The organism is Bacillus sp. 5w2, assembly GCF_054353775.1.
Map to the genome: position 1 here is coordinate 1 of NZ_JBTIWT010000026.1, position 23,983 is coordinate 23,983.

A 23,983-nucleotide genomic window follows, 5' to 3' on the forward strand; every position below is an offset into this window, starting at 1 on the left:
CTATCGGCCATTTCACTCCCTCGAACGAAGCAAAAAGCGCTTCTCTGTCGGGAGTTCCAATGTCCAAAGATTCTAAGCGAGCCACTTTCGCTTTTTATTAACATTTGTTACAATAGTAAAAATAGAGGAGGGACGTTTTATGCCAAAGGGTACAGGTAAGGTTATTGCACAAAATAAAAAAGCATTTCATGATTATTTCATCGAAGAAACATACGAGGCAGGGCTTGTCCTTCAAGGAACGGAAATTAAGTCGATTCGCGCTGGACGCGTGAACTTGAAAGATGCGTTTGCACGTGTACATAATGGTGAAGTATGGGTTCATAATATGCATATTAGTACGTACGAGCAAGGGAATCGTTTCAACCATGATCCGCTTCGCACGAGAAAGTTACTTCTTCATAAAAAAGAAATTGAGAAGTTAACGGGCGCTTCAAAAGAAACAGGCTATGCATTAGTTCCAGTTAGAATCTATTTGAAAAATGGATTTGCGAAAATGGCACTTGGTTTAGCAAAAGGTAAAAAGCAATATGATAAGCGTAACGATTTAAAAGAAAAAGAAGCAAAACGTGAAATTGCACGCGCGTTCCGTGATCGTCAAAAGATGTAATACAGATATTTACATTTGTAAAACGGCGCGCGTATGATATAATAACTTATGTAAGATTGTTGCACATTGAAAAACAGCTCTTAGTAGCTATCACGATTTTTCTTCGTATGCTCCATTTTTATCATGGGGACGTTACGGATTCGACAGGGATAGTTCGAGCTTAGGTTGCGAGTCGAGGGGATCGGCCTCGTTAAAACGTCAAAGCCTATAATTGGCAAACAAAACAATCTTTCTTTAGCTGCTTAATTGCACTAAAGGTTCCTCCCTCCATCGTCCATGTGGTAGGGTAAGGGACTCAAACTAAGTGGACTACGCCGGAGTTCGCCGTCTGAGGACAAAGGAAGAGAACAACCAGACTAGCAACTTGGAAGCCTGTCGATAGGCTGAAGAGTTCGCGAAATGCTAATATATCGACTACACTCGTAGAAGCTTAAGTGCCGATATTTTTGGACGTGGGTTCGACTCCCACCGTCTCCACCAATACATATTTGGTGGTTTTTTTATTTTGTATGATATGAACCATAATTTTGCCGGATTGGCAAGGTTATGGTTCTTTTTGTTTGTGGCAAACTTATGGTTCCGAAAATAAAATGTAACAAGAAGCGTAGAATAGCCATTTTACGCTTCTTGTTACATTTTAAGGACCACATTACAATCAAGATAGGAAAAGCAAATACCCCAAAACTAATAAATAATCTTTTTGGTTCGATGGGCATGTGGGGGATCCCTACTAGGCGAATTTTAACCTAAAAAATTCGAATTTCTGTACATTAAGTAAAGTGAATTTTTATTCGCGTGATTCTTATTATCTGAAATTAATAAAGCATGTTATACTCTCTTCTTTAAGAACGTCTCCATAATATCCTTTTTGAATCTTTCATAATCAAACTGAAAAGCAACATTATGCATTTTATAGCCTGGATTAGCAACAAAGCGAAAATCTGCAATGCTTTGACCAAATCCTTCTCCTTGATCAGGAATTATTTTAATGGGTACTCTTGAAAGGCTAACAGCCTCTTGATTTAGCAAATACCACACTGTTACAAAATCATGCATAGGACTTCCACTTATACCAGGATTAGACTTGGAGTAGAAATTATAATAATAGTCTAGCATGGGCTTGATGATGAGTCCTGCAAGATCTTGTGTATTCCGATGAAATGTATCAATTTGCTGGACCATTTCAGGTGTAACAATCGCATGTTGTGTCACATTTAAAGGAATAATTGTCAAGTTCTTCGCATGCTGCAGAATTAAATTTGCTGCATAAGGGTCTGCGTAAAAATTAGCTTCAGCCACAGCAGTTACGTTACCTGGATAGAAAAAAGCTCCCCCCATGCAAATGCATTCTCTTACGTTTCGCATTGTTTCTAAATTCAATACAAAAGTCGTGGCTAGCGAAGAAAGTCTTCCTAAATTGATAATTGTAAGATCTTCTAAATTTGATTCTATAATTTGATAAATATCATTTAAGGGGTAAATTGGATATGGAATTTCAGGGGGAATAATAGGACCTAATCCGACTTTTCCGTGTACCTCAGGGAAATACTGAATCAATATACCTGTCAACGGCACAGAAGCACCAAGGAATACAGGTATCTCTTCTCTTCCCGCAATGTACTTCAAATAGTTAATATTTCTTATTACATTTTCTCTTGATACATTTCCATAATCGGCTACAATTCCTACAAGTTGAATGTCTTTACGAAAAAAGGTGTACAGTATAGCAAACGCATCATCAATTCCCAAATCTGTAAACAGGAGAACCTTTTTTGGCATATCTCTTCCTCCAAAATTTATAGAATCCTATGTTCACTAATGAGTAGGCTAAACTTGTGTGTATATATTTTATGTATTCTTAAAGAGTGAATTCTATTCACTTGACGTGGCTTCGCTCATCTAATTTTAATATTATGTTTAAGCGTAAAATACATAAGGTGCATTAGAAATATGAAAAGATCCATTGCTATTGAGGAGTTTACACCGGATTGGGCAATATCATTAGGGCTCATCATATCAAAAAAAGAAAATGGTACGTTTAGATACAAAATAATCGATTTCTTGTATGTTAAGGAACTGGTTATTTGTTTTTCTATTTTTTAAGGAGTTTTTCTGGTAATGGTGTATACAAATAATAAAGTTGTTTAATTTACAATAAAGACGTTTAAAACAAAGTGTTTTTAATTGTGTGATTCGTGTTAACCCATATAGATCAAGAGAGAGACTTTATTGTAAATAGATAAAAAGCAAGACTAATACTTAAAATTATACGTATCTCGGCTGTACTCTCATAAATAACTGTAGAAGATAAAAATCTTGTTATGGGGATGGGGCGGTATCCCTGAAACAGAAAATGAAGAAATAGTTATTGATGATAATCAGGTAGATACTATAGCTGCACCTTAATAATTAAATAATATTTATTTAAATCTTCATATCTTTTGTATTCGTATCCATATCTATTGTAAGATTATATAGAGTTCCCCTAATAAGCTGTTATAATGGCTTTTTTTAGGAGTTTAATATTTATAAATCTTACATTATTTTTTATCTAACTAAGTTATATTGAAGTAGAGGTGAACCATCGGTGAGGCAGGTGTTAGTAATTAAAAATGAACGGTCTTTAGCAAAGAAAATCGTAAGCGGTCTAAAGAAAGAAGGCCATTTCATTTTAAAACTTCACAATGAAAACGAAGGTTTAAATATAATATATGAACAAGATTGGGATATTATCATATTGGATTGGGATTCATTAAGTATATCCGGACCAGAAATTTGCAGACAAATACGACTTGTTAAAACGACACCGATCATTATTGTGACAGACAATATTTCTAGCAAGGATTGTATAGCAGGGTTACAAGCAGGAGCAGATGATTATATAAGAAAACCATTTGTGAAAGAAGAATTAGTAGCAAGGGTTCAAGCCATTTTAAGGAGAAGTGACTATATCCAGCAAAATGAGATAAGCTTTTTTCAGTTTAAAGATCTCTTTGTTGATGCATCTAGCAATATTGTGAAAAAAAGTGGTGAAAATCTCTCGCTTACTAAGCGCGAGTACGATTTACTTGTATTTTTAATCAAGAATAAAAACACAATATTGAGCCGTGAAATGCTTTTGAATCAGGTTTGGGGATATAACATAGTAGTAAATCCAAATGTAGTAGACTTATATATTGGATATGTAAGAAAAAAGTTAAAGTGTGAGAAGAAAGACAGATATATTCAAACGATACATGGCAGGGGCTATTCAATGATTGAATGATAAAAATAAGATAATAGGTAACGTACAGTTTTTCATAATAATCAATATCTAGCATAATAGAAAAACGAGTAAAACTGTTTCATTCAGTTTTACTCGTTTTTTCTGTTAAATCTAATAATCAAATAGTTTCTGGGAAGTATTAAAATACGTAAAAAGAATATTTCTATCAGGCAATAGATTATGAAAATACTAGCTAGTAATGGGGGTGTTTTGTAGGGAAAATCATGGTTAGTCAACATGCATGACTTCAAATATTACTTCTTGCATCCAATTTATGCTTGGTTTTATTAATTCGCACCATTCACAAGATTTTCACAGAATTAATGACTATACTAATTAACAGGATGTTCAAATGAAAATGATTATCAATATTGATTTAGGTGAATAGCAGTTACTATCTAATTCAATCTATGGACTTTATCATTTTCGAACTAAATTACATTATAAGGAGTATACGTATGAAAAAAACTATGCTTTTAAAATTAGTAAGTATTCTAGCAATTTTCACTTTAATGTTAGTAGCTTGCTCAGATTCAGGTAAAGAAACTTCGAAGGCTACTAAAGATAATGGTAGTGATAAGCCAAAAACGGTTGAAATCACTGATGCACATGGAAAGGTTACTGTTCCTGTAAATCCAAAGAATGTAGTTGCTTTAGATAATAGAACTTTTGAAACTTTAGCTGATTGGGGAATTAAATTAGCGGCTGCTCCAAAGGATATCATGCCTGCTGATTCAGCATATAAAAAGGATGAAAAAGTTCAAAATATTGGGAATCACCGTGAACCAAATCTTGAAATTATTGCAGCGGCAAACCCTGACCTTGTAATCGTTGGTCAAAGATTTGCTGACCATTACGAAGAAATCAAAAAATTAGTACCAAATGCAGCAGTTATTGATCTTAATTTTGATGTCTCTGAGAAAGCTACTAAGCCTGGCGAAAACTTAGTAAAAGGACTTAAAGATTCTACAGTTACTTTAGGAAAAATCTTTAATAAAGATAAAGAAGCTAAACAATTAGTAGCTGATTTTGATAAATCTATTGAAAACGCAAAATCTGCTTATAACGGAAAAGATAAAGTTATGAGTGTTATCGTTACTGGTGGTAATATTGGTTTTGCTGCTCCGCATTCTGGTCGCGTTTGGGGACCAATGTATGAAATTTTCGGTTGGACTCCAGCGTTAGAAGTTTCAAATTCTACTGCAGGTCATAAAGGTGATGACGTTTCTGTTGAAGCTATTGCACAAACAAATCCTGATTGGCTTTTCGTATTAGATCGTGATGCTGCAACATCTGATGCTGCTACTTCAGCTCCTGCTAAGGATGTTATTTCTAAATCACCAGCTCTTCAAAACACAACTGCTGTTTCTAAAAAACAAGTTATTTATGCACCAGCAGATACTTACACAAATGAATCAATTCAGACTTATATAGAGTTATTTGGAAATATCGCAAAAACTTTAGCTAAGTAGTGTAAAGGAGTACGAAACAGTGTCAAAAAATATGATTTCTAGGGTTGAGAATATTTCTCAACCCCAGTTTTATAATCACAATAAAATATGGACAAAACCTTTTATAATAGCGATTATGATTGTTATAATTTTAGGGATTATATCACTGTTTACTGGAGTTTATGATATACGTGGACAAGAGGACGGAATGGAGATGTTTTTCATCACTCGTGTTCCGAGAACAGTTGCATTAATGCTTACTGGAGCTGCAATGGCGATGGCAGGGCTCGTAATGCAATTAATTACACAGAATCGCTTTGTTGAACCTACTACAACGGGGACTATTGAATGGTCAGGCTTAGGCCTGCTTTTTGTCTATTTATTATTTCCTGCCCCGACTTTAGTTCAAAGAATGACTGGTGCAATCATTTTTTCTTTTATAGGAACTATGATTTTCTTTCTATTTTTAAGAAGAGTTAAACTTCGTTCGTCTTTAATTGTCCCGATTATCGGATTGATGCTTGGAGCAGTTATTTCTGCAGTGTCTACTTTTTTGGGACTCCTGTTTCAAATGACGCAAAGTATTGAAACTTGGTTTGTAGGTTCATTTGCTAACATTCAGGTGGGAAGATATGAATATTTATGGCTGATTGTTATCATTACTGTGCTTATTTTTATGTATGCTAATAGATTGACTTTAGCTGGACTAGGAGAAGATGTCGCAACAAGCCTTGGAGTTAATTACAATAGAATTGTTCTTTTTGGGACTGGCCTTATCTCTGTTGCTGTTGGAATTGTTGCAGCTGTTATTGGAAACTTACCTTTCTTGGGATTAATTGTTCCAAACATTGTTTCCATGTTTAGAGGGGATGATCTTAGGAGTAATTTACCTTGGGTATGTGTGATCGGAATGGGGACAATCACTGTCTGTGACATCATTTCTCGAACAATTATAAAGCCATTTGAAGTACCTGTTTCTTTAATACTTGCAACAGTGGGGGCAGTCGTGTTTATTACTATTCTATTGAGACGAAGAAAACCAAGGAGGCTGCGATGATCACATTAGATTATAGAAATAAAGAAAATGTCGAAATCGATTCTAGCCTTCATAATGAAAGTAGATCAGCTAGTGCTTTTCGTTCTAAGAAGGAAGCAAGACGTTATTGGATTGTACTGGTAACATTGATTGCTTTAGGTCTCCTTTCTTCATATGGACTTTTAGTTTATAACAACCCAGTTCCGATAGATTCACCTTCTTTTATTCCAGTTGTTAAGAGAAGAATAGTAGCTATTGTTGCAATGATTATTGCTGCAGTTTGCCATAGCTTATCGACAGTTGCTTTCCAATCTATTACGAATAATAAGATTATTACTCCTTCACTTTTAGGTTTCGAATCACTTTATTCAGCAATTCAAACGAGTACAATATTCTTCTTTGGTGCTAGTGCATTGCTCAATTTTAATGGAATTGGATCATTTTTATTTCAAGTCGTTGTTATGGTCTTCATGAGTTTGATACTTTATGGATGGTTACTTTCCGGTAAATACGGGAATTTACAACTTATGCTTTTAGTTGGAATTATTATTGGTACCGGGCTAAATTCTGTGTCAACTTTCATGAGAAAACTACTTGCGCCTTCAGAATTTGATATTTTACAAGCGAGATTATTTGGTTCTGTTAATCATGCAGATCCTGCTTATTTTCCTGTTGTAATTCCTATGATTATAATTGTAGCGGTATTAATTTTTGCTCATTCTAAGAATTTGAATGTTTTGTCACTAGGAAAGGATGTTGCTACTTCTTTTGGAGTTAAATATCAACCTAGTGTAATTTATACGCTTGTATTAGTAGCTATTTTAATGTCCATTTCAACAGCTTTAATCGGGCCACTTACTTTCTACGGCTTTTTAGTAGCAACTTTGAGTTATCAGGCGGCGTCAACGTATGATCATAGATACATTTTTCCAATGGCTTTTGCAATAGGATTTTTAATAATGACGAGTGCATACTTTTTAATGTATCATGTATTCCATGCTCAAGGCGTGGTTTCAGTTATTATTGAATTATTTGGTGGAATTATATTCTTAACTATAGTTTTAAGGAAGAGGGCTTTATGATAAAAATTGATAATGTTAAAAAGTTCTATACTGATAAGGTAAAAATAGGACCTTTGGATATTGAAATACCAAAAGCAGGCTTTACTTCTTTAATTGGACCAAATGGCGCCGGAAAGTCCACGACACTTTTGATGATTGGAAGACTTTTAGATATGGATGAAGGTCAAATTCAAGTAGCAAATATGGATGTTTCTGAATCCAAATCAAAAGACTTAGCAAAAGTTTTGACTATATTGCGACAAGAAAATCATTTTGTAACTAGGCTTACTGTTAGACAATTAGTTGGATTTGGGCGCTTTCCTTATTCAAAGGGAAGATTAACGAAAGAAGATGAGGTTATCATTTCTAAATATATCGATTTCTTAGATTTAACTAATTTAGAGAATAGATATTTAGATGAGCTTTCTGGTGGTCAAAGACAAAGGGCATATGTAGCGATGGTATTGTGCCAAGAGACTGAATATGTACTGTTGGACGAGCCTCTGAACAACCTTGATGTCGCTCGTTCTGTTCAAATGATGGAGCATTTGAGACGTGCGGCTAATGAATTTGGAAGAACAATTTTGACGGTTATGCATGACATAAATTTTGCAGCTAAATATTCTGACAAAATTTGTGCTATGAAAGATGGACAAATTGCTGCTTTTGGAACAGTAGAAGAGGTTATGGACCCAACAATTTTGACAGATATTTTTGAAACAAAAATAGAAATTATCAATGGTCCTTATGGTCCAATCGCTGTTTATTAGTTATAAAATGTAAAAAAATACTGTAGCTTGTGTAGATTATGCAAGTTACTCTAGTTGAAGTTGCTGTCTGTAGTTTATAGGCAGCAGCTTTTTTTATGTGATTACTCATAAAATGCAAAAGAATGCTTCACCTTTTCAAGTATCTACCAAGCGAAAAAAAATATCTCTGTATAACTTTTTAAAAGAATTCATCCTGTTTCTTTTATATGTAATATTGCATATCAGAGTGTATTGATAAAAGTGTAAGGGGTCACTATAATGAGGGCATAAAGATAAATCACATTTTCGTAGCAATAAAAAGGAGGAAATAATATGGAAATCGCAATGGCAGTTTTGAAATTTGTAGGTGGCGTAATCCCGTTAATTCAAGAACTTTTAAAAGCATTTATGTAAGTGTATTAGTTAGCTATCATTTATCAATCATTATCATATCTTACTAAAAAAAGAACGGGGTGATTTTTCTGAATATTAAGAAAAACACTAAAAGAAGAAAGTTCCTTGCATGTTTATTAGTTAGTCTATGCACTATTAATTATTCATCTATTTCCTTCGCAGAAACACAAGCCAGTAATGCAACTGATGTAACCAAAAATGCTAGTGGCATTGATACTGGTATAGCAAATCTTAAATATAATAATCAAGAGGTTTTAGCTGTAAATGGTGATAAAGTAGAGAGTTTTGTTCCGAAAGAAAGTATCAATTCAAATGGTAAATTTGTAGTAGTGGAACGCGAGAAAAAATCACTTACAACGTCACCAGTCGATATTTCAATTATTGATTCTGTAGTGAATCGCACGTATCCAGGAGCGGTACAACTTGCAAATAAAGCTTTTGCAGACAATCAACCTAGTTTATTAGTGGCGAAGAGAAAGCCTTTGAATATTAGTATAGACTTACCTGGCATGAGAAAAGAAAATACAATTACTGTCCAAAATCCGACATATGGTAATGTGGCTGGAGCAGTAGATGATTTAGTATCTACTTGGAATGAAAAGTATTCTAAAACACATACGTTACCTGCAAGAATGCAGTATACAGAATCTATGGTTTATAGTAAATCACAAATCGCAAGTGCCCTTAACGTTAACGCTAAATATCTTGATAACAGTCTAAACATTGATTTTAATGCGGTTGCAAATGGAGAGAAAAAAGTGATGGTAGCGGCATATAAGCAAATATTTTATACCGTAAGTGCTGAACTACCTAACAATCCATCCGATCTTTTTGATAATAGTGTTACTTTTGGTGAGTTAACTCGTAAAGGTGTAAGTAATTCGGCTCCACCTGTTATGGTCTCAAATGTAGCTTATGGTAGAACTGTTTATGTAAAATTAGAAACAACATCTAAGAGCAAAGATGTACAAGCTGCATTTAAAGCCCTACTTAAGAATAACAGCGTCGAAACGAGTGGACAGTACAAAGATATTTTTGAAGAAAGTACCTTTACTGCTGTAGTATTAGGCGGAGATGCGAAAGAGCATAACAAGGTTGTTACTAAAGATTTCAATGAAATCCGAAATATCATTAAAGATAATGCTGAATTAAGTCTTAAAAATCCAGCATACCCAATTTCATATACAAGTACTTTCTTAAAAGATAATGCAACTGCTGCTGTTCATAACAATACAGATTATATTGAAACGACAACTACAGAATATTCAAGTGCTAAAATGACACTTGATCATTACGGTGCTTACGTTGCTCAATTTGATGTATCTTGGGATGAATTCACATTTGACCAAAAGGGTAATGAAGTACTAACACATAAAACATGGGATGGTAGCGGAAAAGACAAAACGGCTCATTACTCTACAGTTATCCCTCTCCCACCAAATTCAAAAAATATAAAGGTCGTAGCAAGAGAATGTACAGGTCTTGCATGGGAATGGTGGAGAACAATTATTAATGAACAAAATGTTCCATTAACAAATGAAATAAAAGTTTCAATTGGAGGAACAACATTATACCCAACAGCTAGTATTAATCATTAAGTATAAAAAAGTGCCCTATAGCTAGGGCGCTTTTTTACTTAGTCACAAATTTTATCCCGCATTAACGGGCAGTAAGACCCCCACCTCAAAATTCAGCGAAAGCAAAGAAGTTAGGTGGGGGATGAACAAAACCCCCACTGATTAATAATGTAATTCCTCATATAGTTAATCGGCGTCGATTTACTTCTTCACGTAAAATGGATTGAAATGAAATTCCTATTACTTGGACAAGTGTTGCTAAAAGTGCGGGGTTATGGTTTTTTGTTATGAGGAAATGCGATTTTAAGTTTTTGCTGATGGTGTTTTTTTAGGATATGCTGTGGGTGATTGGAGTGAGGTAGTGTAGAATATTGTCGACTAATCGATATATTGAAAAAATCGTTGATATATTGTGAGTTGTGATAGATATATTGGAAAAATCGTTGATATATTGCGAGTTATGATTGATATATTGAAAAAATCGTTGATATATTTGTAAAGGGGTGTTTGAGGTGATTGTGAAAGAACGAAAAATGCCGATTTATATAAGACAGTTAGAAGCACTTCTTAGAAGGTTACCTGTACATCATCCGAAACGAAATTTAATTGGAGAAAACTTGGCAAAACACATGGCGGGGTATAAAGGGGAGCAAGCGATTGATTATCCACTTAGTTTTATTTCTGAGAAAGAGTATAGTATTTTACATGATGTTCGCTTATCTAATCATGATCAATACTTTCAAATTGATACTATTATCCTTTCCACAAAATTTCTTCTTTTTCTTGAGATAAAAAATATAGCAGGTACATTACTGTTTGATGCAAAGTTCAATCAACTTATCCGAATAACAGAAGGAAATTCAGAGGGATTCCCAGATCCGGTTTTACAAATAAAAAGGCAAGAAATACAACTTAAGAAATGGTTAAGCTTACATGGATTTTCTTCTAGTTGTCCAATTGAGTCCCTCGTTGTTATTAGCTCGCCTCGTACCATTATAAAATCTTCAGATGACAATCTTCTTCATACAATTATTCACAGTGCAAATTTACCTCATAAAATAAAGTGGTTTGAAAGTAAATATAAGAGAAAAGTTATAGATAATGTAGATAGGCTCATTCATCAAATAATAATGGAGCATTCTCCACTTCAACAAAATATACTTGAGCAATATAAAATAGAAAAAGAGGAGTTGCTAAATGGAGTACAATGTGAGAAATGCTTAGTTATTCCAATGGTTAAAGTGAAGAAAGGCTGGCGTTGTACAAGTTGTAAAGATTTTTCAAAAGTGGCACATGAGGATGCTATACGAGATTATGCATTGCTCATTAGTACGACATGTACGAACGGTAATTTGAAAGAGTTTCTACATGTTTCATCGGGTATGATTGTAAACAGAATTCTCCACACACTAAATCTTCCCTACACCGGCAACAACAAAGGACGAACCTATGATTTAACACACCTCCAATCATAATTTTGCTATAATAAATACGTACTTATACGAAGGGGAGTTTAATGTGAAAATGAAATCATTTAATATCGATCATTTTATCGCGAGTGTTTTACAGTGGATATTAAATATAGCTCTAATTATATTGTCCATTGTCTTATCGATCTTTTTAATTAACGAGACAATCACATTTATTCAATACATATTTTCAGCGAAGAAGTATACGTCCTATAAATTAGTTGAAAGCATCATTGTCTACTTCTTATACTTTGAGTTTATCGCATTAATTATTAAGTATTTCAAATCGAATTATCATTTCCCGTTACGTTATTTTATTTATATTGGAATTACGGCATTAATTCGATTAATTATCGTATCTCATGAGAAACCGATGGAGACGTTATTATATGCGGGATCCATTCTTGTTTTAGTTATTGCTTTATACATATCGAATATGAGAGATTTGAGAAAAGAGTAGTAGTGCAGGCGTAGCTTGCACTACTTTTTATGTCTTGACCTTCAAGTTACTTGAAAGTTTACAATGAAAATAGGGCGTTTGAAATTGAAAAAAATTGAGAAATTAAGTGAAGAGGTTTCTTTTACTTGGAGGTTATAGCAATGAGTCAGGAATTGAAGTTACGTCCTTTAGAACGGGAAGATTTAAAGTTTGTACACGAACTTAATAATAATGCACATATTATGTCGTATTGGTTTGAAGAGCCGTATGAAGCTTTTGTAGAACTACAGGATTTATATGATAAACATATCCATGATCAAAGTGAACGCCGTTTTATCCTGGAGAAAGATAATGAGATGGTTGGATTAGTCGAGTTAGTGGAAATCGATTATATTCATCGAAGAACTGAATTCCAAATTATTATTGATCCGAATTATCAAGGACATGGTTATGCAGCGGAAGCGACGCGTTTAGCGATGGATTACGCTTTTTCTGTATTAAATATGCATAAACTTTATTTAGTGGTGGATAAGGAAAATGAAAAAGCAGTACATGTTTATAAAAAAGTTGGATTTATGGTAGAAGGTGAACTTCTCGACGAGTTTTTCGTGGATGGTAACTATCATAATGCGATAAGAATGTGCATGTTTCAGAAGGAATATTTTGAAAGCAAGTAGTTGAATGATTTGGAAGTAATGTTGACGCTTCGTAAAACTGTATGCTAAAATCCCTTTTAAGTATTAAGGAAGGTGCAGAACATGCTTTATATAAAATTTGTAAAACTCATTAGAAAACTTTGCTCCGCACAAATGTATACGGTGAAGCGTTGTACGGAGCTTAATCAAGGGGCATAAATCCCCTATATTCATCGGCTGAATAACTTTTCGAAAAAAGTATAGTTTACCTATGCTTGTTTCGTTATGGTTTTTCAGCTGATGTATAAAATAGATTAAGGGCCATAGACAATGCTTTGTCTATGGCCCTTTGTGTATATTATTCCAATGAACTTTTACTGTAAATTGGAGTAGTATGGGAAAAACCACGAAGCAGAGGGCTAGTGTCGAATGACGCTATCTCTCTGCTTTTTTTAATTTCAGGAAAAGAGGAATAAAAATGAGTTTACTTAAAGTTGAAAATTTATCACATAGTTTTATAGATAAAGCATTATACGAAAATGCTTCTTTTGATTTGCATAAAGGAGAACATATGGGGATTGTTGGGCAGAATGGTGCAGGAAAAAGCACATTAATGAAAATATTGGTGGGGGAAATTATTTCTGACAAGGGGAGCATTAAGTGGCAACCTAATATTCAAATTGGACATCTTGATCAATATGCAGAAATTGATGGGAGCTATACCATTGCACAATATGTAAAGCGAGCCTTTTATGATTTGTTTGAAATGGAAAAGAGGATGAATACGTTATATGAAGAAAGTGCGATGACTGGAGATGAGAATCAACTATTGAAAGCAGCTGAAATACAAGAGCAGCTTGAGGCTCGCGATTTTTATTCGGTAGACAGCGTAATAAATAAGGTGGCAGCCGGTTTAGGTATTGACGCTATTGGGATGGATTGTGTTATTGGTGAATTAAGCGGAGGACAACGGGCAAAGGTGATTTTAGCAAAGCTTTTATTAGAAGAGCCTAATATTTTATTACTAGATGAACCGACAAACTTTCTTGATAAAGAGCATGTTGAATGGCTTGCTAATTATTTAATGAATTTTGAAGGGGCGTTTATTGTAGTATCACATGATTTTGATTTTCTAGAAAAAGTAACTTCTTGCATATGTGATGTAGAGTTTGGAACGGTGAAGAAGTATTACGGCAAATACTCAGATTTTGTAAGACAAAAGGAGCATTTACGAAAAGATTATATTCGCCAATATGATGCACAGCAAAAGAAAATTGAAAAAACGGAAGAGTATATTCGTAGAAACATTGCTGGAGTGAATTCCAAAATAGCACAAGGACGTAGAAAGCAGTTGCAGCGTATGGAAAGAATTGCGCCGCCAAGTTTTACTCATAAACCGTCTATTCATTTTCAGGAACTTCCTATTTCTGTTCAGACAGTTCTTGAAGTAAATAACCTTGAAGTTGGTTACGATTTTGCTCTTTTACCAAAATTGAATTTTTCAGTAATGGGTGGGCAAAAATTTGTTATTACAGGGTTCAATGGAGTAGGGAAATCTACTTTATTAAAAACAATCATGGGTATTATTTCTAGTATTTCTGGAGAATTTCATTTTTCAGAGCAAATAAAGATGGGATATTATGAGCAAGATTTAAATTGGAGTAATGATTCTTTAACGCCGCTTCAAATTATTGCGGAACGATTTCCAAAACTGAATACGAAGGAAATACGTCATCATTTAGCTGCATGTGGTGTGAAGGATACTCATGTTTCACAAGAAATTCGTACGTTGAGTGGTGGTGAACAATCAAAGGTTAAATTATGCGGATTATTATTATCACCTTGTAATTTCTTAATCTTAGATGAACCGACAAATCACCTAGATGCAGAAGCGAAGGAAGCTTTGCAAAAGGCGTTAATACAGTTTAAGGGGAGCGTTATACTCGTATCTCACGAAGCAAGTTTTTATCTTGATTGGGCAGATAGTATTTTTAATATAGAGACAGGATTAGTTAAGGGGGTGTGAAACATATGAGTAAAAATGATTGGAAAAAGAAAATTATTATATTTTTGACCGCTCAAACGATTTCGTTGTTCGGTTCCTCTCTCGTGCAATACGCGATTATATGGTATATCACCTTAACAACATCGTCAGGGTTAATGTTGACCATTTCAACCGTTTGTGGTTTCCTACCACAAATTGCGATATCTTTGTTTGCAGGTGTTTGGATTGATCGTTATGACCGTAAAAAGATGATTATGTTATCGGACGGGGTTATAGCAATTGCTACGTTAGTTTTAGCAGGTTTATTTTTAACAGGATATAAAAGTATTTGGTTACTTTTTATCGTACTACTTATTCGTTCAGCTGGGACAGGGGTACAAACGCCAGCTGTGAATGCGTTAATCCCACAAATCGTTCCGAAAGATCATCTTATGAAAGTAAATGGGATAAATAGCAGTATTACATCTTTAATTATGTTTCTTTCTCCAGCAGCAAGTGCTGCAATTCTTTCTATTGCTAGCATTGAAACGACATTTTTTATTGATGTTATTACGGCTATGATTGGAATTAGTATTATGTTTATTATTCAAGTGGAGAGACATGTGAATGCAGAGAGTAAGCAAAAATCTAATCTACAAGGCATAAAAGAAGGTTTTGCTTATTTAAAAGAAAATGTATGTATTAAAAGGCTACTCGTTTTATTAATCATTGTCATGATTTTAATAAGTCCAGCTGCCTTTTTAACCCCTTTAATGGTAACTCGTTCCTTCGGTGCAGAAATGTGGAGACTTACTGCTAGTGAGATGACTTTTAGTGCGGGGGCAGCAGCTGGTGGCGTATTAATTGCGGCATGGGGTGGTTTCCGTAATCGTATGCATACAACAGCGCTAGCTTGTGCGTTGTATGGACTGCTTATGATTGGACTAGGAATTGCACCCATATTTATTATGTATTTAGTATTTAATTTTTTAATTGGTATAACAATGCCGTGCTTCAATACACCAGTTACTGTGTTATTGCAGGAAAAAGTAGAACCTTCTATGCATGGGCGTATGTTTAGTGTTGTACAAATCGCTAATTCATGCGCGCTTCCTTTAGGAATGATCATATTTGGCCCATTGGCTGATATGTTTAGTGTAGAAATTTTGTTAATTTATGCTGGGATATTCGTGCTATTATGTGCGATTTATGTTGTAGTAAGTAAGAGATTTGAAGTGTAAATATTTATGTTTGAAAAGGTTTGCGAGGCGATTTAAGATGCCTTAACAAACCTTTTTTTCGTTTTGGTCAATAATTATTTATCGTTTTACAATAAATAATTATTGACCATTAATGTTATTTTGAGTAATATGATGTTAACTAATCAAAAGATTATACGAATAGAGGAGAATATAAGATGAAGAAAAAATACTTACTAGCTTCTAGTCCAATATTTTTAGGAGTGTTATGCATCATCATGTTTAATATAATTGGTTCTGAAGTGAAACCAGATGGAACTTTAGTGGAGCCATTTTTCTTAATTCCGTTAGCATATTTATTTACTTTTACTGGAATTGTTTTGGTTTTGTGCGTGGCTCTTTTCTCGGTGCTTCGAAAAAAGACAGTATGATAAAACACTCACTATGAAATAGAAACATACTATATGTAAGAAAAATAATAAGTGAGCTGAATCATGATGAATCATTATTTTTATAGTGGTAGACAAGTGGGAGCAGCTATTACGCTGGCAGGAGCGCAAGGGACTATGCATGCTGTGTATCATCAGGCCATTCAAATGCAGCAGCAACAAGCACAAGTAGCGCAAATGATGCAAAGTCAGTATATGCCGTATGCGCAGCCGCCTATGCAAATTGTACATTACGATGTGCATCCAGCAGGTTTATTTTCCATTCCATATGGCGGGACATACTTCTTATGAAAGAAAGCGACTGATCAGAGTCGCTTTCTTTTTTATATTCCGCCTAGCTTCATTCCAAGGAATGCGAAGAGGAGACCAATTATGTAAGTAGCACTTAAATATAGAAATAGTATGCCAAGGTTTTTACGATTGAAGAGCTGAATGGACTCTAGCTTAAATGTTGAAAATGTAGTGAACGCTCCCATAAATCCAGTACCTAATAATAATTGCCAATTTGTAGTGACTCCGTTACCAATTATATATCCGAGTAAAAATGCTCCTGTTATATTAATGAGAAACGTAGCAATTGGAAATGAAGTTTTATTCCTTTTTTTAAACCAATTGCTAATTGCAAATCGTGTAATAGCACCGAAAAATCCTCCTGTTGCTACTAATAAAGCTTCTATCATAAGTGATCACCTTCCGTAAGATGTTTCTTAATTAAGAAATCACCTAGTGTAAAGCCAAGTCCAGACATAATGAGGCCACCAAGTATGCTGCATGATACATATAAGAAGGCTATGCTCCACTCAGAATGATTGATCAATTGAATAGTCTCTACACTAAATGTTGAAAACGTCGTAAAGGAACCAATGAATCCAGTCCCAATGCCTGTGATAATCTCTGACGGCAAGATGTTTCGCCGAGCTATATAGGTAGTTAGCCACGCTAATAAGAAGCAGCCGGCTAAGTTAATAAGTAATGTAGCTAATGGAAATGAATGATGCCAAAATGTATGAATAGTAAGTCCTAAATAATAACGAGAGAGGGCTCCTAATATACCGGCAATGCCAACGATAATATAAATCAATTTTCTCACCTCTTTAAATAGCTTGCTCAAAAAAATAGACTCCTACCAGTAGTTATACTGGTAGGAGTCATTAGCTAAGCAGCGTTTATGGCGAACTCCATCGCCTATAATTATTACATATAGTGTACTAAACATTGCGTTGGATTTCCAGTGAAGGAGTTGGGGCATTTTGTACTTTTGATGATTTAAGAGCAAGAATTATTACTTATAAACTAAATATAGTGATATAGGGTTTTCAATGTGATAAAATATTTCGTATGTCTGTCATTCAGTTTTAGTTAACTGAAAATAAAGATAATTAAGTTGGGTGTTTTAGAAAAGGGGCGTTTATTTGAAGAAATTATTAAAAATAGTACTTATATGTATTTTAGTAGGGGTGGGAGTTGTCGGTGGTTTTTTAGGGTATATGACACTTACTAAAGAACAGCCTGCTGATGTTGTAAGTTTGAAGGTGGAAAATAATAAAGAGCGCGTATTAGCGACAGGAAATGAATTTAAAGTTACAACATTTAATATTGGATATGGTGGATTAGATAAGGACCAAGACTTCTTTATGGACGGAGGAAAGGGTTCTGGTTCTAGTAGTAAAGAACAGACTGAAGTGAACTTAAAGAATATGCTTTCGTTTTTACAAAATGAGAATAGTGATTTTGCGTTATTACAAGAAGTTGATATAAAATCACTGCGATCTTTTGATGTGAATGGGCATGAATTTTTGAAAAATGGATTACCTGATTATGCTTCGTCGTTCGGAAAGAACTATGACACAAAATGGGTCCCTGTACCAATTACAAGTCCAATGGGATATGCGGAGGCCGGGTTAAGTACGTTTTCTAAATATACGGTTCAAACAGCGAAGAGATTCCAGCTTCCTGGAATGGAACCTTGGCCAAAGCGTTTATTCGATTTAGATCGAGCGATTGTTGAATATACAATCCCTGTTAATAATGGAAAGTATGTTAGACTTGTAAACTTACATTTGTCTGCGTATGACGAAGGCGGGAAAATTAGAAAACAGCAAGTAGAGTATTTAAAAGAATATATGAACAAGCATTATAAAAATGGTGATTACGTAATAATGGGCGGAGATTGGAATCAATTGCTTTCTGACGTTCAATTAAGTGATCCGAAGTTTGTGAAAGAGCGTCCTGAGTGGTTAGTAGAGTTACCGAAGGACTTTACTGATGGAGGCTTTAAGTGGGCTGTAGATCCGTCTGTTATGACGGTGAGAGATGATGTGAAGAAGTATGTAGAAGGTGAAAACTTTGTCACGATTATTGATGGCTTTATCGTTTCACCAAATGTGGAAATTGTAAATGTACAAGGGAAAGATTTAAAGTTTGAAAATAGCGATCATAACCCAGTAAGTGCGGTATTTAAGCTGAAGTAATTAAGTGCAGAAGGTGGGGCTTCATATATGGAGTGGTTAAAGAGAACTTGTTTTTCTAACCTTGAGAAAGAATCACAGAAAAATCATTTATTACTGTTTATCACGATTTGTAGTTTCTTCCTTGGAATAATCGCGATTGGGTATTACGGATATATTTTTACGGAGAGAGCAATAGCGTTTTGGGTTTGTGGTATTTCTGTTGTTGTATTTGGGACGTTTTTTACTTTTATAAAAAGTATGGAATCAATGTATAAATACATCATGACATTTATGTTGCTTATGATGTCTTTCATTATGGTACAAGCTTTTAATGAAAGCCCAGCTGTATTTCAAATGGTCTACTTTACACTAGCAGTTTCACTTATTTATTTAAGTGAACGTCTCGTTATCATTCTCGGCGGAGTGGCGGTTGTTATCACATTTATTCTTTGTAGTTATTGGCCGGAGCAATTTTTTGCTTATACAGCGGCATCTGAAGCTGCAAACTTCGCGAGTTTGTTAGCGATCGTAACGATCGCAATGTGGGGCGTAACGAAGATTGGCTCTAATCTGTTAGCTCGTTTAAGTGATGAGAAGCAAGAAGTAATGAGGAAAGCTCAGGAGCTAGAAGAAACGCAAAGACTTATTGAGGAAACTGTGGTGAAACTAGATAGTAATTTCAATCATTTAAGACAAAATATGAATACATCGATGGAGTCGATGAGTGAAATTAATTTCGCTTTTGAAGAGGTGGCAGTTGGCACGCAATCACAATCAGAGATGATGCATCGTTCGGTAGAAGTATTGAATGATATGGAGGGGAATATTGAACAAATCATTTCTCAAGTAAGAAATGCATCGATTCGTGTGGATGAAAGTTTAGAGATTTCAAAGGGTAGTGTACATACTTTACGAGATTTTGAAGCGAATATGAGAAGTTTAAATGATGTTGTTTCACAATCAGGAATTATATTTAGAGATTTAATGATGCAATCGAAGCAAATTAATGAAATTGTAGATGTAATAACGAATATTTCCAGTCAGACGAGTTTGCTAGCTTTAAATGCAAATATTGAAGCGGCAAGAGCAGGCGAGCATGGAAAAGGATTTGCTATTGTAGCGAATGAAGTATTAAAGCTTGCCGAAGAATCGAATCATTCTGCGGGGAGAATTCAAGGGATTTTGAAGGAGTTTAGTAATCAAGCGAGTAAGGTAGAAGTGCAAGTAGAAAAATCAGAAAGAGTACAAGAAGAATGTAACGAAATGCTAGCAAGCGTTTTAACAAACGTAACGGATTTAGGGAAGTTTATTGATACAATTAATGATGTAATGAGAGAGATTGTTGATCATCAAGAAAATTTCCAAGTTAAAACGACGAATATCGTAAAGGATGTTACACATGCTTCTAACGTAATCCAGCAAACTTCTGCGGCTACGGAAGAAGTGTTAGCGAGTGTGGAAGAAGAAAAACATCGAAATGATACATCAGTGAAGACGTTACATACTGTTAGCGAGCAAGTGAAGTTGCTAGAAGATATTTTAGAAAAGTAATATCGGTTGAAAAGGGCACATCATGTGTGCTCTTTTTCATTTAAACGAATACTTGATAGGAATTTAATTGCTTTTCTGCGCGTTTTCTGCCAAGCTTAAGGAGATAAAGTGAGACTTTAATTAGTGGGGCTATACGCTACTAATTATTAGTTGAACCCCGCAAATAGCGGAATTAAAATACTTCAAAGAAAGAATTATATAGGTGACGCATATGATCGAAGTTAAGACTTCTGAACTTAGTGATGGAGAATTTAATAGAGGTGTATTTGCAACTCGTGATATTAAAAAAGGTGAGTTGATACACGCAGCACCAGTTATCTCTTATCCGAATGAACAGCATGAACACATTGAGAAAACGTTACTTGCTGATTACGCATTTGAGTATGGGATCAATCATACGGCAATCCTTTTAGGATACGGTATGTTATTTAATCATTCATATAAACCAAATGCAACGTATGATATTGTCTTCGAGAACCATACGTTTAACTTCTTCGCTTATAAGGATATAAAAGCGGGAGAAGAAATCTTAATCAATTATAATGGTGAAGTTGATAATGACGAGCTGTTATGGTTTGATAAAGAAAAAGAAGAGAACGAAAAGTAATTTACAATAAGTAATAAAAGGGATGCTTTTACATAGGTAAAAGCATCTTTTTTATTGATGAAAATAAAGTAAAGATTACAAAAAAATACCACTTTATTTTCGTGTGGTATAGTAAGATACTGAAGGATAGTGTTTTGAAAAAGTAATATATTTTACAAATTGTTGTCTTTCTGATGACATGTCAGGTTTAGTAGCCCATTTGGGTTGCTTTATTATGCAATATATATTTTAATATGAGTGGCACCTCTTATAAATTAAGAGGTTTATAGGTGTCTCGAATTGATTTTGGGTACACTGTATCCACCACTTTAGGTTCATTTCATGTACGTGGGGATATTATGGGCCCGTATAACGGGATAAAAAGAATATAGAAATAGAGGAATCGTAAAATGAATATGCAAGAGGTTTATAAATATTTAAGTACGGTATTGCCTGAAGGTCATGTTAAACAAGATGAAATGTTAAAGAATCATACGCATATTAAAGTTGGCGGAAAAGCAGATGTATTTGTTGCGCCTACGAATTATGATGAAATTCAAGAAGTTATCAAATATGCTAACGAATATAATATTCCAGTTACGTTTTTAGGAAATGGATCGAATGTCATCATTAAAGACGGTGGAATTCGCGGAATTACAGTAAGTTTAATTCACATTACAGGTGTGACTGTAACAGGAACGACGATTGTAGCACAGTGTGGTGCAGCAATTATTGACGTATCACGTATTGCATTAGATCATAATTTAACGGGTCTTGAGTTTGCTTGTGGTATTCCAGGTTCAGTTGGCGGAGCATTATATATGAATGCTGGTGCTTACGGGGGGGAAGTATCGTTTGTATTAACAGAAGCTGTTGTAATGACAGGTGATGGAGAGCTACGTACTTTGACGAAAGAAGCATTTGAATTTGGATATCGAAAGAGTGTATTTGCAAACAACCATTACATTATTCTTGAAGCGAGATTTGAACTTGAAGAAGGTGTACGTGAAGAAATTAAAGAAAAAATGGATGATTTAACGTTTAAACGTGAGTCAAAACAACCTCTAGAATATCCTTCATGTGGTAGTGTATTTAAGCGCCCACCGAATAACTTTGCTGGTAAATTGATTCAAGAATCAGGACTACAAGGTAAGCGAATTGGTGGAGTGGAAGTTTCTCTAAAACACGCTGGATTTATGGTGAATGTTGATAACGGAACAGCACAAGATTACATTGATTTAATTCACTTTGTACAAAAGACCGTTGAAGAGAAATTTGGCGTGAAGTTAGAGCGAGAAGTAAGGATTATTGGGGAAGATCTACAGTAATCTTTGAATTAAAAGTGTATAAAAGTATGAATTATTTTGAAATAATATTTGGGTATTGTTGACAATTTGTTTTCAATTCAATATAATGGCTAATAATTTAACAAATAACATACGTTGAAAGAGCCCAGTAGCAGTTTGTCACTGTTAACGAGAGAGCTAGGGGTTGCTGGAACCTAGCACAAACAAACTTGCGAATTACACTCTGGAGTATCTTAGGTAATGCTAAGCGGATTGGCAATCGATATTATTGCTAAGAGTGGTATGAGTAGCTATGCTATTTATACAAACTGGGTGGTAACACGGTGAATCATCGTCCCTATGTCATAGACATAGGGACTTTTTGTTTTCAAAAAATAGAGGGGATGACAAAAGATGAATATTATTGATGAATTAGAATGGCGCGGCGCCATTAATCAACAGACGGACGAAGAAGGTTTACGTAAGCTAGTAGATGAGAAAAAGATTTCACTATACTGCGGAGTGGATCCGACTGGTGATAGTATGCATATCGGACATTTGATTCCGTTTATGATGATGAAGAGATTCCAGTTAGCTGGCCATCATCCTGTTATTTTAATTGGCGGGGCAACAGGAACAATTGGTGATCCGAGTGGACGACAATCAGAGCGTCAACTTCAAACGTTAGAAGTGGTTCAGCATAATGTAGATGCGTTAACAGCGCAAATGAAAAAGCTATTTGATTTTGGCGGAAATAGCGAAGTGAAGATGGTAAATAACTACGACTGGACACATGAAATAAACATTATTGAGTTTTTACGTGATTACGGGAAAAACTTTAGCATTAATAGCATGTTAGCGAAGGACATTGTAGCAAGTCGTTTAGATACAGGGATTTCTTTCACGGAATTTACGTACCAAATTTTGCAAGCGATGGATTTCCATCATTTATACACGAAAGAAGATGTACAACTGCAAATTGGTGGTAGTGACCAATGGGGAAATATTACGAGTGGATTAGATTTAATTCGTAAGTTAGAAGGGCACGAAGCGAAAGTGTTCGGATTAACGATTCCGTTATTATTAAAATCAGATGGTACGAAGTTCGGTAAATCAGCAGGTGGTGCGGTTTGGCTTGATTCTGAAAAAACAACACCGTTTGAATTTTACCAGTTCTGGGTGAATACAGATGACCGTGATGTCGTTAAATACTTGAAATACTTTACGTTCTTAACGAAGGAGCGCATTGATGAATTGGCAGCGAAGGTAGAAACAGAGCCTCATAAGCGTGAAGCACAAAAAGTATTAGCAGAAGAAATGACGAAATTCGTTCATGGAGAAGAAGCATTATTGCAAGCGGTGAAAATTACAGCAGCGTTGTTTAGCGGAGATATTAAATCGTTAACAGCCGATGAAATTGAACAAGGCTTTAAAGAGATGCCAACATTCGAGTCTTCAAAAGAAACGAAAAACATCGTAGAATGGCTAGTTGATTTAGGAATTGAACCATCTAGACGACAAGCACGCGAAGACATTAATAATGGTGCGATTTCTATGAATGGTGAAAAAGTAACAGATGTGGGTACGGATGTAACTGTAGAAAATTCATTTGATGGACGATTTATTATTATCCGTAAAGGGAAGAAGAACTACAGCCTTGTGAAGTTAGGAGAATAGTTTGTGTGAAAGGATGGGAGTAGGAACAATACTTCCATCCTTTCGTATACATAATTTAGATGTAAAATAATCAGTAAATTTAGATAATTAAAAGGGTT

At 34.8% G+C, this 23,983-nt stretch carries 22 protein-coding genes, 1 other RNA gene, 1 riboswitch and 1 other annotated feature; of the genes, 20 read left to right on the forward strand and 3 right to left on the reverse strand.

The window, feature by feature from the left end; translation table 11 throughout:
• The first annotated feature begins 139 nt into the window (after window positions 1–139).
• Window positions 140–607 (forward strand): SsrA-binding protein, encoded by a 468-nt coding sequence (gene smpB, locus ACXY7N_RS27510; RefSeq protein ID WP_001123922.1) that lies wholly within the window; start codon window positions 140–142, stop codon window positions 605–607.
• Between the two features lie 125 nt (window positions 608–732).
• Window positions 733–1,087, forward strand: a transfer-messenger RNA (tmRNA) gene (gene ssrA / locus ACXY7N_RS27515).
• 348 nt (window positions 1,088–1,435) lie between these two features.
• On the opposite strand, the gene ACXY7N_RS27520 is transcribed toward ssrA, so the two are convergent.
• Window positions 1,436–2,386 (reverse strand): nucleoside hydrolase, encoded by a 951-nt coding sequence (locus ACXY7N_RS27520; protein ID WP_001125076.1) that lies wholly within the window; start codon window positions 2,384–2,386, stop codon window positions 1,436–1,438.
• An 808-nt stretch (window positions 2,387–3,194) separates the two neighbouring features.
• Between ACXY7N_RS27520 and ACXY7N_RS27525 the strand changes: the two genes are divergently transcribed.
• The 13 genes from ACXY7N_RS27525 to ACXY7N_RS27585 all read left to right on the forward strand — a co-directional run bounded on the left by ACXY7N_RS27525 (window position 3,195) and on the right by ACXY7N_RS27585 (window position 16,626).
• Window positions 3,195–3,872 (forward strand): response regulator transcription factor, encoded by a 678-nt coding sequence (locus ACXY7N_RS27525; RefSeq protein WP_016085611.1) that lies wholly within the window; start codon window positions 3,195–3,197, stop codon window positions 3,870–3,872.
• Between the two features lie 458 nt (window positions 3,873–4,330).
• Entirely contained in the window at window positions 4,331–5,344 is a 1,014-nt protein-coding gene (locus tag ACXY7N_RS27530) for a siderophore ABC transporter substrate-binding protein (protein ID WP_016085612.1), read from the forward strand.
• 19 nt (window positions 5,345–5,363) lie between these two features.
• The gene (locus tag ACXY7N_RS27535) at window positions 5,364–6,380 is read left to right on the forward strand and encodes an ABC transporter permease (RefSeq protein WP_016085613.1); all 1,017 of its coding nucleotides are present in this window, start codon (window positions 5,364–5,366) and stop codon (window positions 6,378–6,380) included.
• Window positions 6,377–7,441: an iron chelate uptake ABC transporter family permease subunit gene (locus ACXY7N_RS27540; RefSeq protein WP_016085614.1), complete on the forward strand. Its 1,065-nt coding sequence runs from the start codon at window positions 6,377–6,379 to the stop codon at window positions 7,439–7,441. The genes ACXY7N_RS27535 and ACXY7N_RS27540 overlap by 4 nt, the downstream gene beginning before the upstream one ends.
• On the forward strand, window positions 7,438–8,190 hold the full coding sequence (locus ACXY7N_RS27545) for an iron ABC transporter ATP-binding protein (RefSeq protein ID WP_016085615.1): 753 nt from the start codon (window positions 7,438–7,440) through the stop codon (window positions 8,188–8,190). The genes ACXY7N_RS27540 and ACXY7N_RS27545 overlap by 4 nt, the downstream gene beginning before the upstream one ends.
• A 452-nt stretch (window positions 8,191–8,642) precedes the next feature.
• On the forward strand, window positions 8,643–10,181 hold the full coding sequence (alo, locus tag ACXY7N_RS27550; RefSeq protein WP_000576724.1) for an anthrolysin O/cereolysin O family cholesterol-dependent cytolysin Alo: 1,539 nt from the start codon (window positions 8,643–8,645) through the stop codon (window positions 10,179–10,181).
• Between the two features lie 497 nt (window positions 10,182–10,678).
• Window positions 10,679–11,635: a nuclease-related domain-containing protein gene (locus ACXY7N_RS27555; protein ID WP_016085618.1), complete on the forward strand. Its 957-nt coding sequence runs from the start codon at window positions 10,679–10,681 to the stop codon at window positions 11,633–11,635.
• Between the two features lie 49 nt (window positions 11,636–11,684).
• Window positions 11,685–12,089 (forward strand): phosphate-starvation-inducible protein PsiE, encoded by a 405-nt coding sequence (psiE, locus tag ACXY7N_RS27560; RefSeq protein ID WP_016085619.1) that lies wholly within the window; start codon window positions 11,685–11,687, stop codon window positions 12,087–12,089.
• Between the two features lie 140 nt (window positions 12,090–12,229).
• Window positions 12,230–12,745, forward strand: a complete 516-nt coding sequence (gene speG, locus ACXY7N_RS27565; protein WP_016085620.1) for a spermidine N1-acetyltransferase — start codon at window positions 12,230–12,232, stop codon at window positions 12,743–12,745.
• A gap of 436 nt (window positions 12,746–13,181) precedes the next feature.
• Window positions 13,182–14,729, forward strand: coding sequence for an ABC-F family ATP-binding cassette domain-containing protein (locus ACXY7N_RS27570; protein WP_098412655.1), 1,548 nt, complete (start codon window positions 13,182–13,184; stop codon window positions 14,727–14,729).
• 5 nt (window positions 14,730–14,734) lie between these two features.
• Window positions 14,735–15,928, forward strand: a complete 1,194-nt coding sequence (locus ACXY7N_RS27575) for an MFS transporter (protein WP_141533919.1) — start codon at window positions 14,735–14,737, stop codon at window positions 15,926–15,928.
• A 176-nt stretch (window positions 15,929–16,104) separates the two neighbouring features.
• Complete coding sequence (locus ACXY7N_RS27580; protein WP_016085623.1) at window positions 16,105–16,317, forward strand: DUF3955 domain-containing protein; 213 nt, start codon at window positions 16,105–16,107, stop codon at window positions 16,315–16,317.
• 63 nt (window positions 16,318–16,380) lie between these two features.
• Window positions 16,381–16,626 (forward strand): DUF3947 family protein, encoded by a 246-nt coding sequence (locus ACXY7N_RS27585; RefSeq protein ID WP_098412657.1) that lies wholly within the window; start codon window positions 16,381–16,383, stop codon window positions 16,624–16,626.
• 32 nt (window positions 16,627–16,658) lie between these two features.
• Here the strand turns inward: ACXY7N_RS27585 and crcB (ACXY7N_RS27590) are convergent, their stop codons facing one another.
• Together crcB (ACXY7N_RS27590) and crcB (ACXY7N_RS27595) are read right to left on the reverse strand one after the other, a co-directional pair.
• Window positions 16,659–17,015 carry a fluoride efflux transporter CrcB gene (crcB, locus tag ACXY7N_RS27590; RefSeq protein WP_454497723.1) on the reverse strand — a complete coding sequence of 119 codons (357 nt, stop codon included), beginning with the start codon at window positions 17,013–17,015 and terminating at the stop codon, window positions 16,659–16,661.
• Window positions 17,012–17,416, reverse strand: a complete 405-nt coding sequence (crcB, locus tag ACXY7N_RS27595; protein WP_016135987.1) for a fluoride efflux transporter CrcB — start codon at window positions 17,414–17,416, stop codon at window positions 17,012–17,014. The genes crcB (ACXY7N_RS27590) and crcB (ACXY7N_RS27595) overlap by 4 nt, the downstream gene beginning before the upstream one ends.
• A 54-nt stretch (window positions 17,417–17,470) precedes the next feature.
• Window positions 17,471–17,530, reverse strand: a riboswitch (Fluoride riboswitch).
• Window positions 17,531–17,747: 217 nt separating this feature from the next.
• Between crcB (ACXY7N_RS27595) and ACXY7N_RS27600 the strand changes: the two genes are divergently transcribed.
• From ACXY7N_RS27600 to tyrS, 5 genes are all read left to right on the forward strand, one after another.
• On the forward strand, window positions 17,748–18,806 hold the full coding sequence (locus ACXY7N_RS27600) for an endonuclease/exonuclease/phosphatase family protein (RefSeq protein WP_016135986.1): 1,059 nt from the start codon (window positions 17,748–17,750) through the stop codon (window positions 18,804–18,806).
• Window positions 18,807–18,833: 27 nt separating this feature from the next.
• Window positions 18,834–20,336: a DUF4077 domain-containing protein gene (locus tag ACXY7N_RS27605; protein WP_016136930.1), complete on the forward strand. Its 1,503-nt coding sequence runs from the start codon at window positions 18,834–18,836 to the stop codon at window positions 20,334–20,336.
• Window positions 20,337–20,547: 211 nt separating this feature from the next.
• The gene (locus ACXY7N_RS27610) at window positions 20,548–20,943 is read left to right on the forward strand and encodes an SET domain-containing protein (protein WP_000573647.1); all 396 of its coding nucleotides are present in this window, start codon (window positions 20,548–20,550) and stop codon (window positions 20,941–20,943) included.
• Window positions 20,944–21,332: 389 nt separating this feature from the next.
• Window positions 21,333–22,250, forward strand: coding sequence for a UDP-N-acetylmuramate dehydrogenase (gene murB, locus ACXY7N_RS27615; RefSeq protein WP_016085628.1), 918 nt, complete (start codon window positions 21,333–21,335; stop codon window positions 22,248–22,250).
• Between the two features lie 105 nt (window positions 22,251–22,355).
• Window positions 22,356–22,571 (forward strand) — a binding site (T-box leader).
• A 51-nt stretch (window positions 22,572–22,622) separates the two neighbouring features.
• On the forward strand, window positions 22,623–23,885 hold the full coding sequence (tyrS, locus tag ACXY7N_RS27620; RefSeq protein ID WP_016085629.1) for a tyrosine--tRNA ligase: 1,263 nt from the start codon (window positions 22,623–22,625) through the stop codon (window positions 23,883–23,885).
• Window positions 23,886–23,983: the final 98 nt, after the last annotated feature.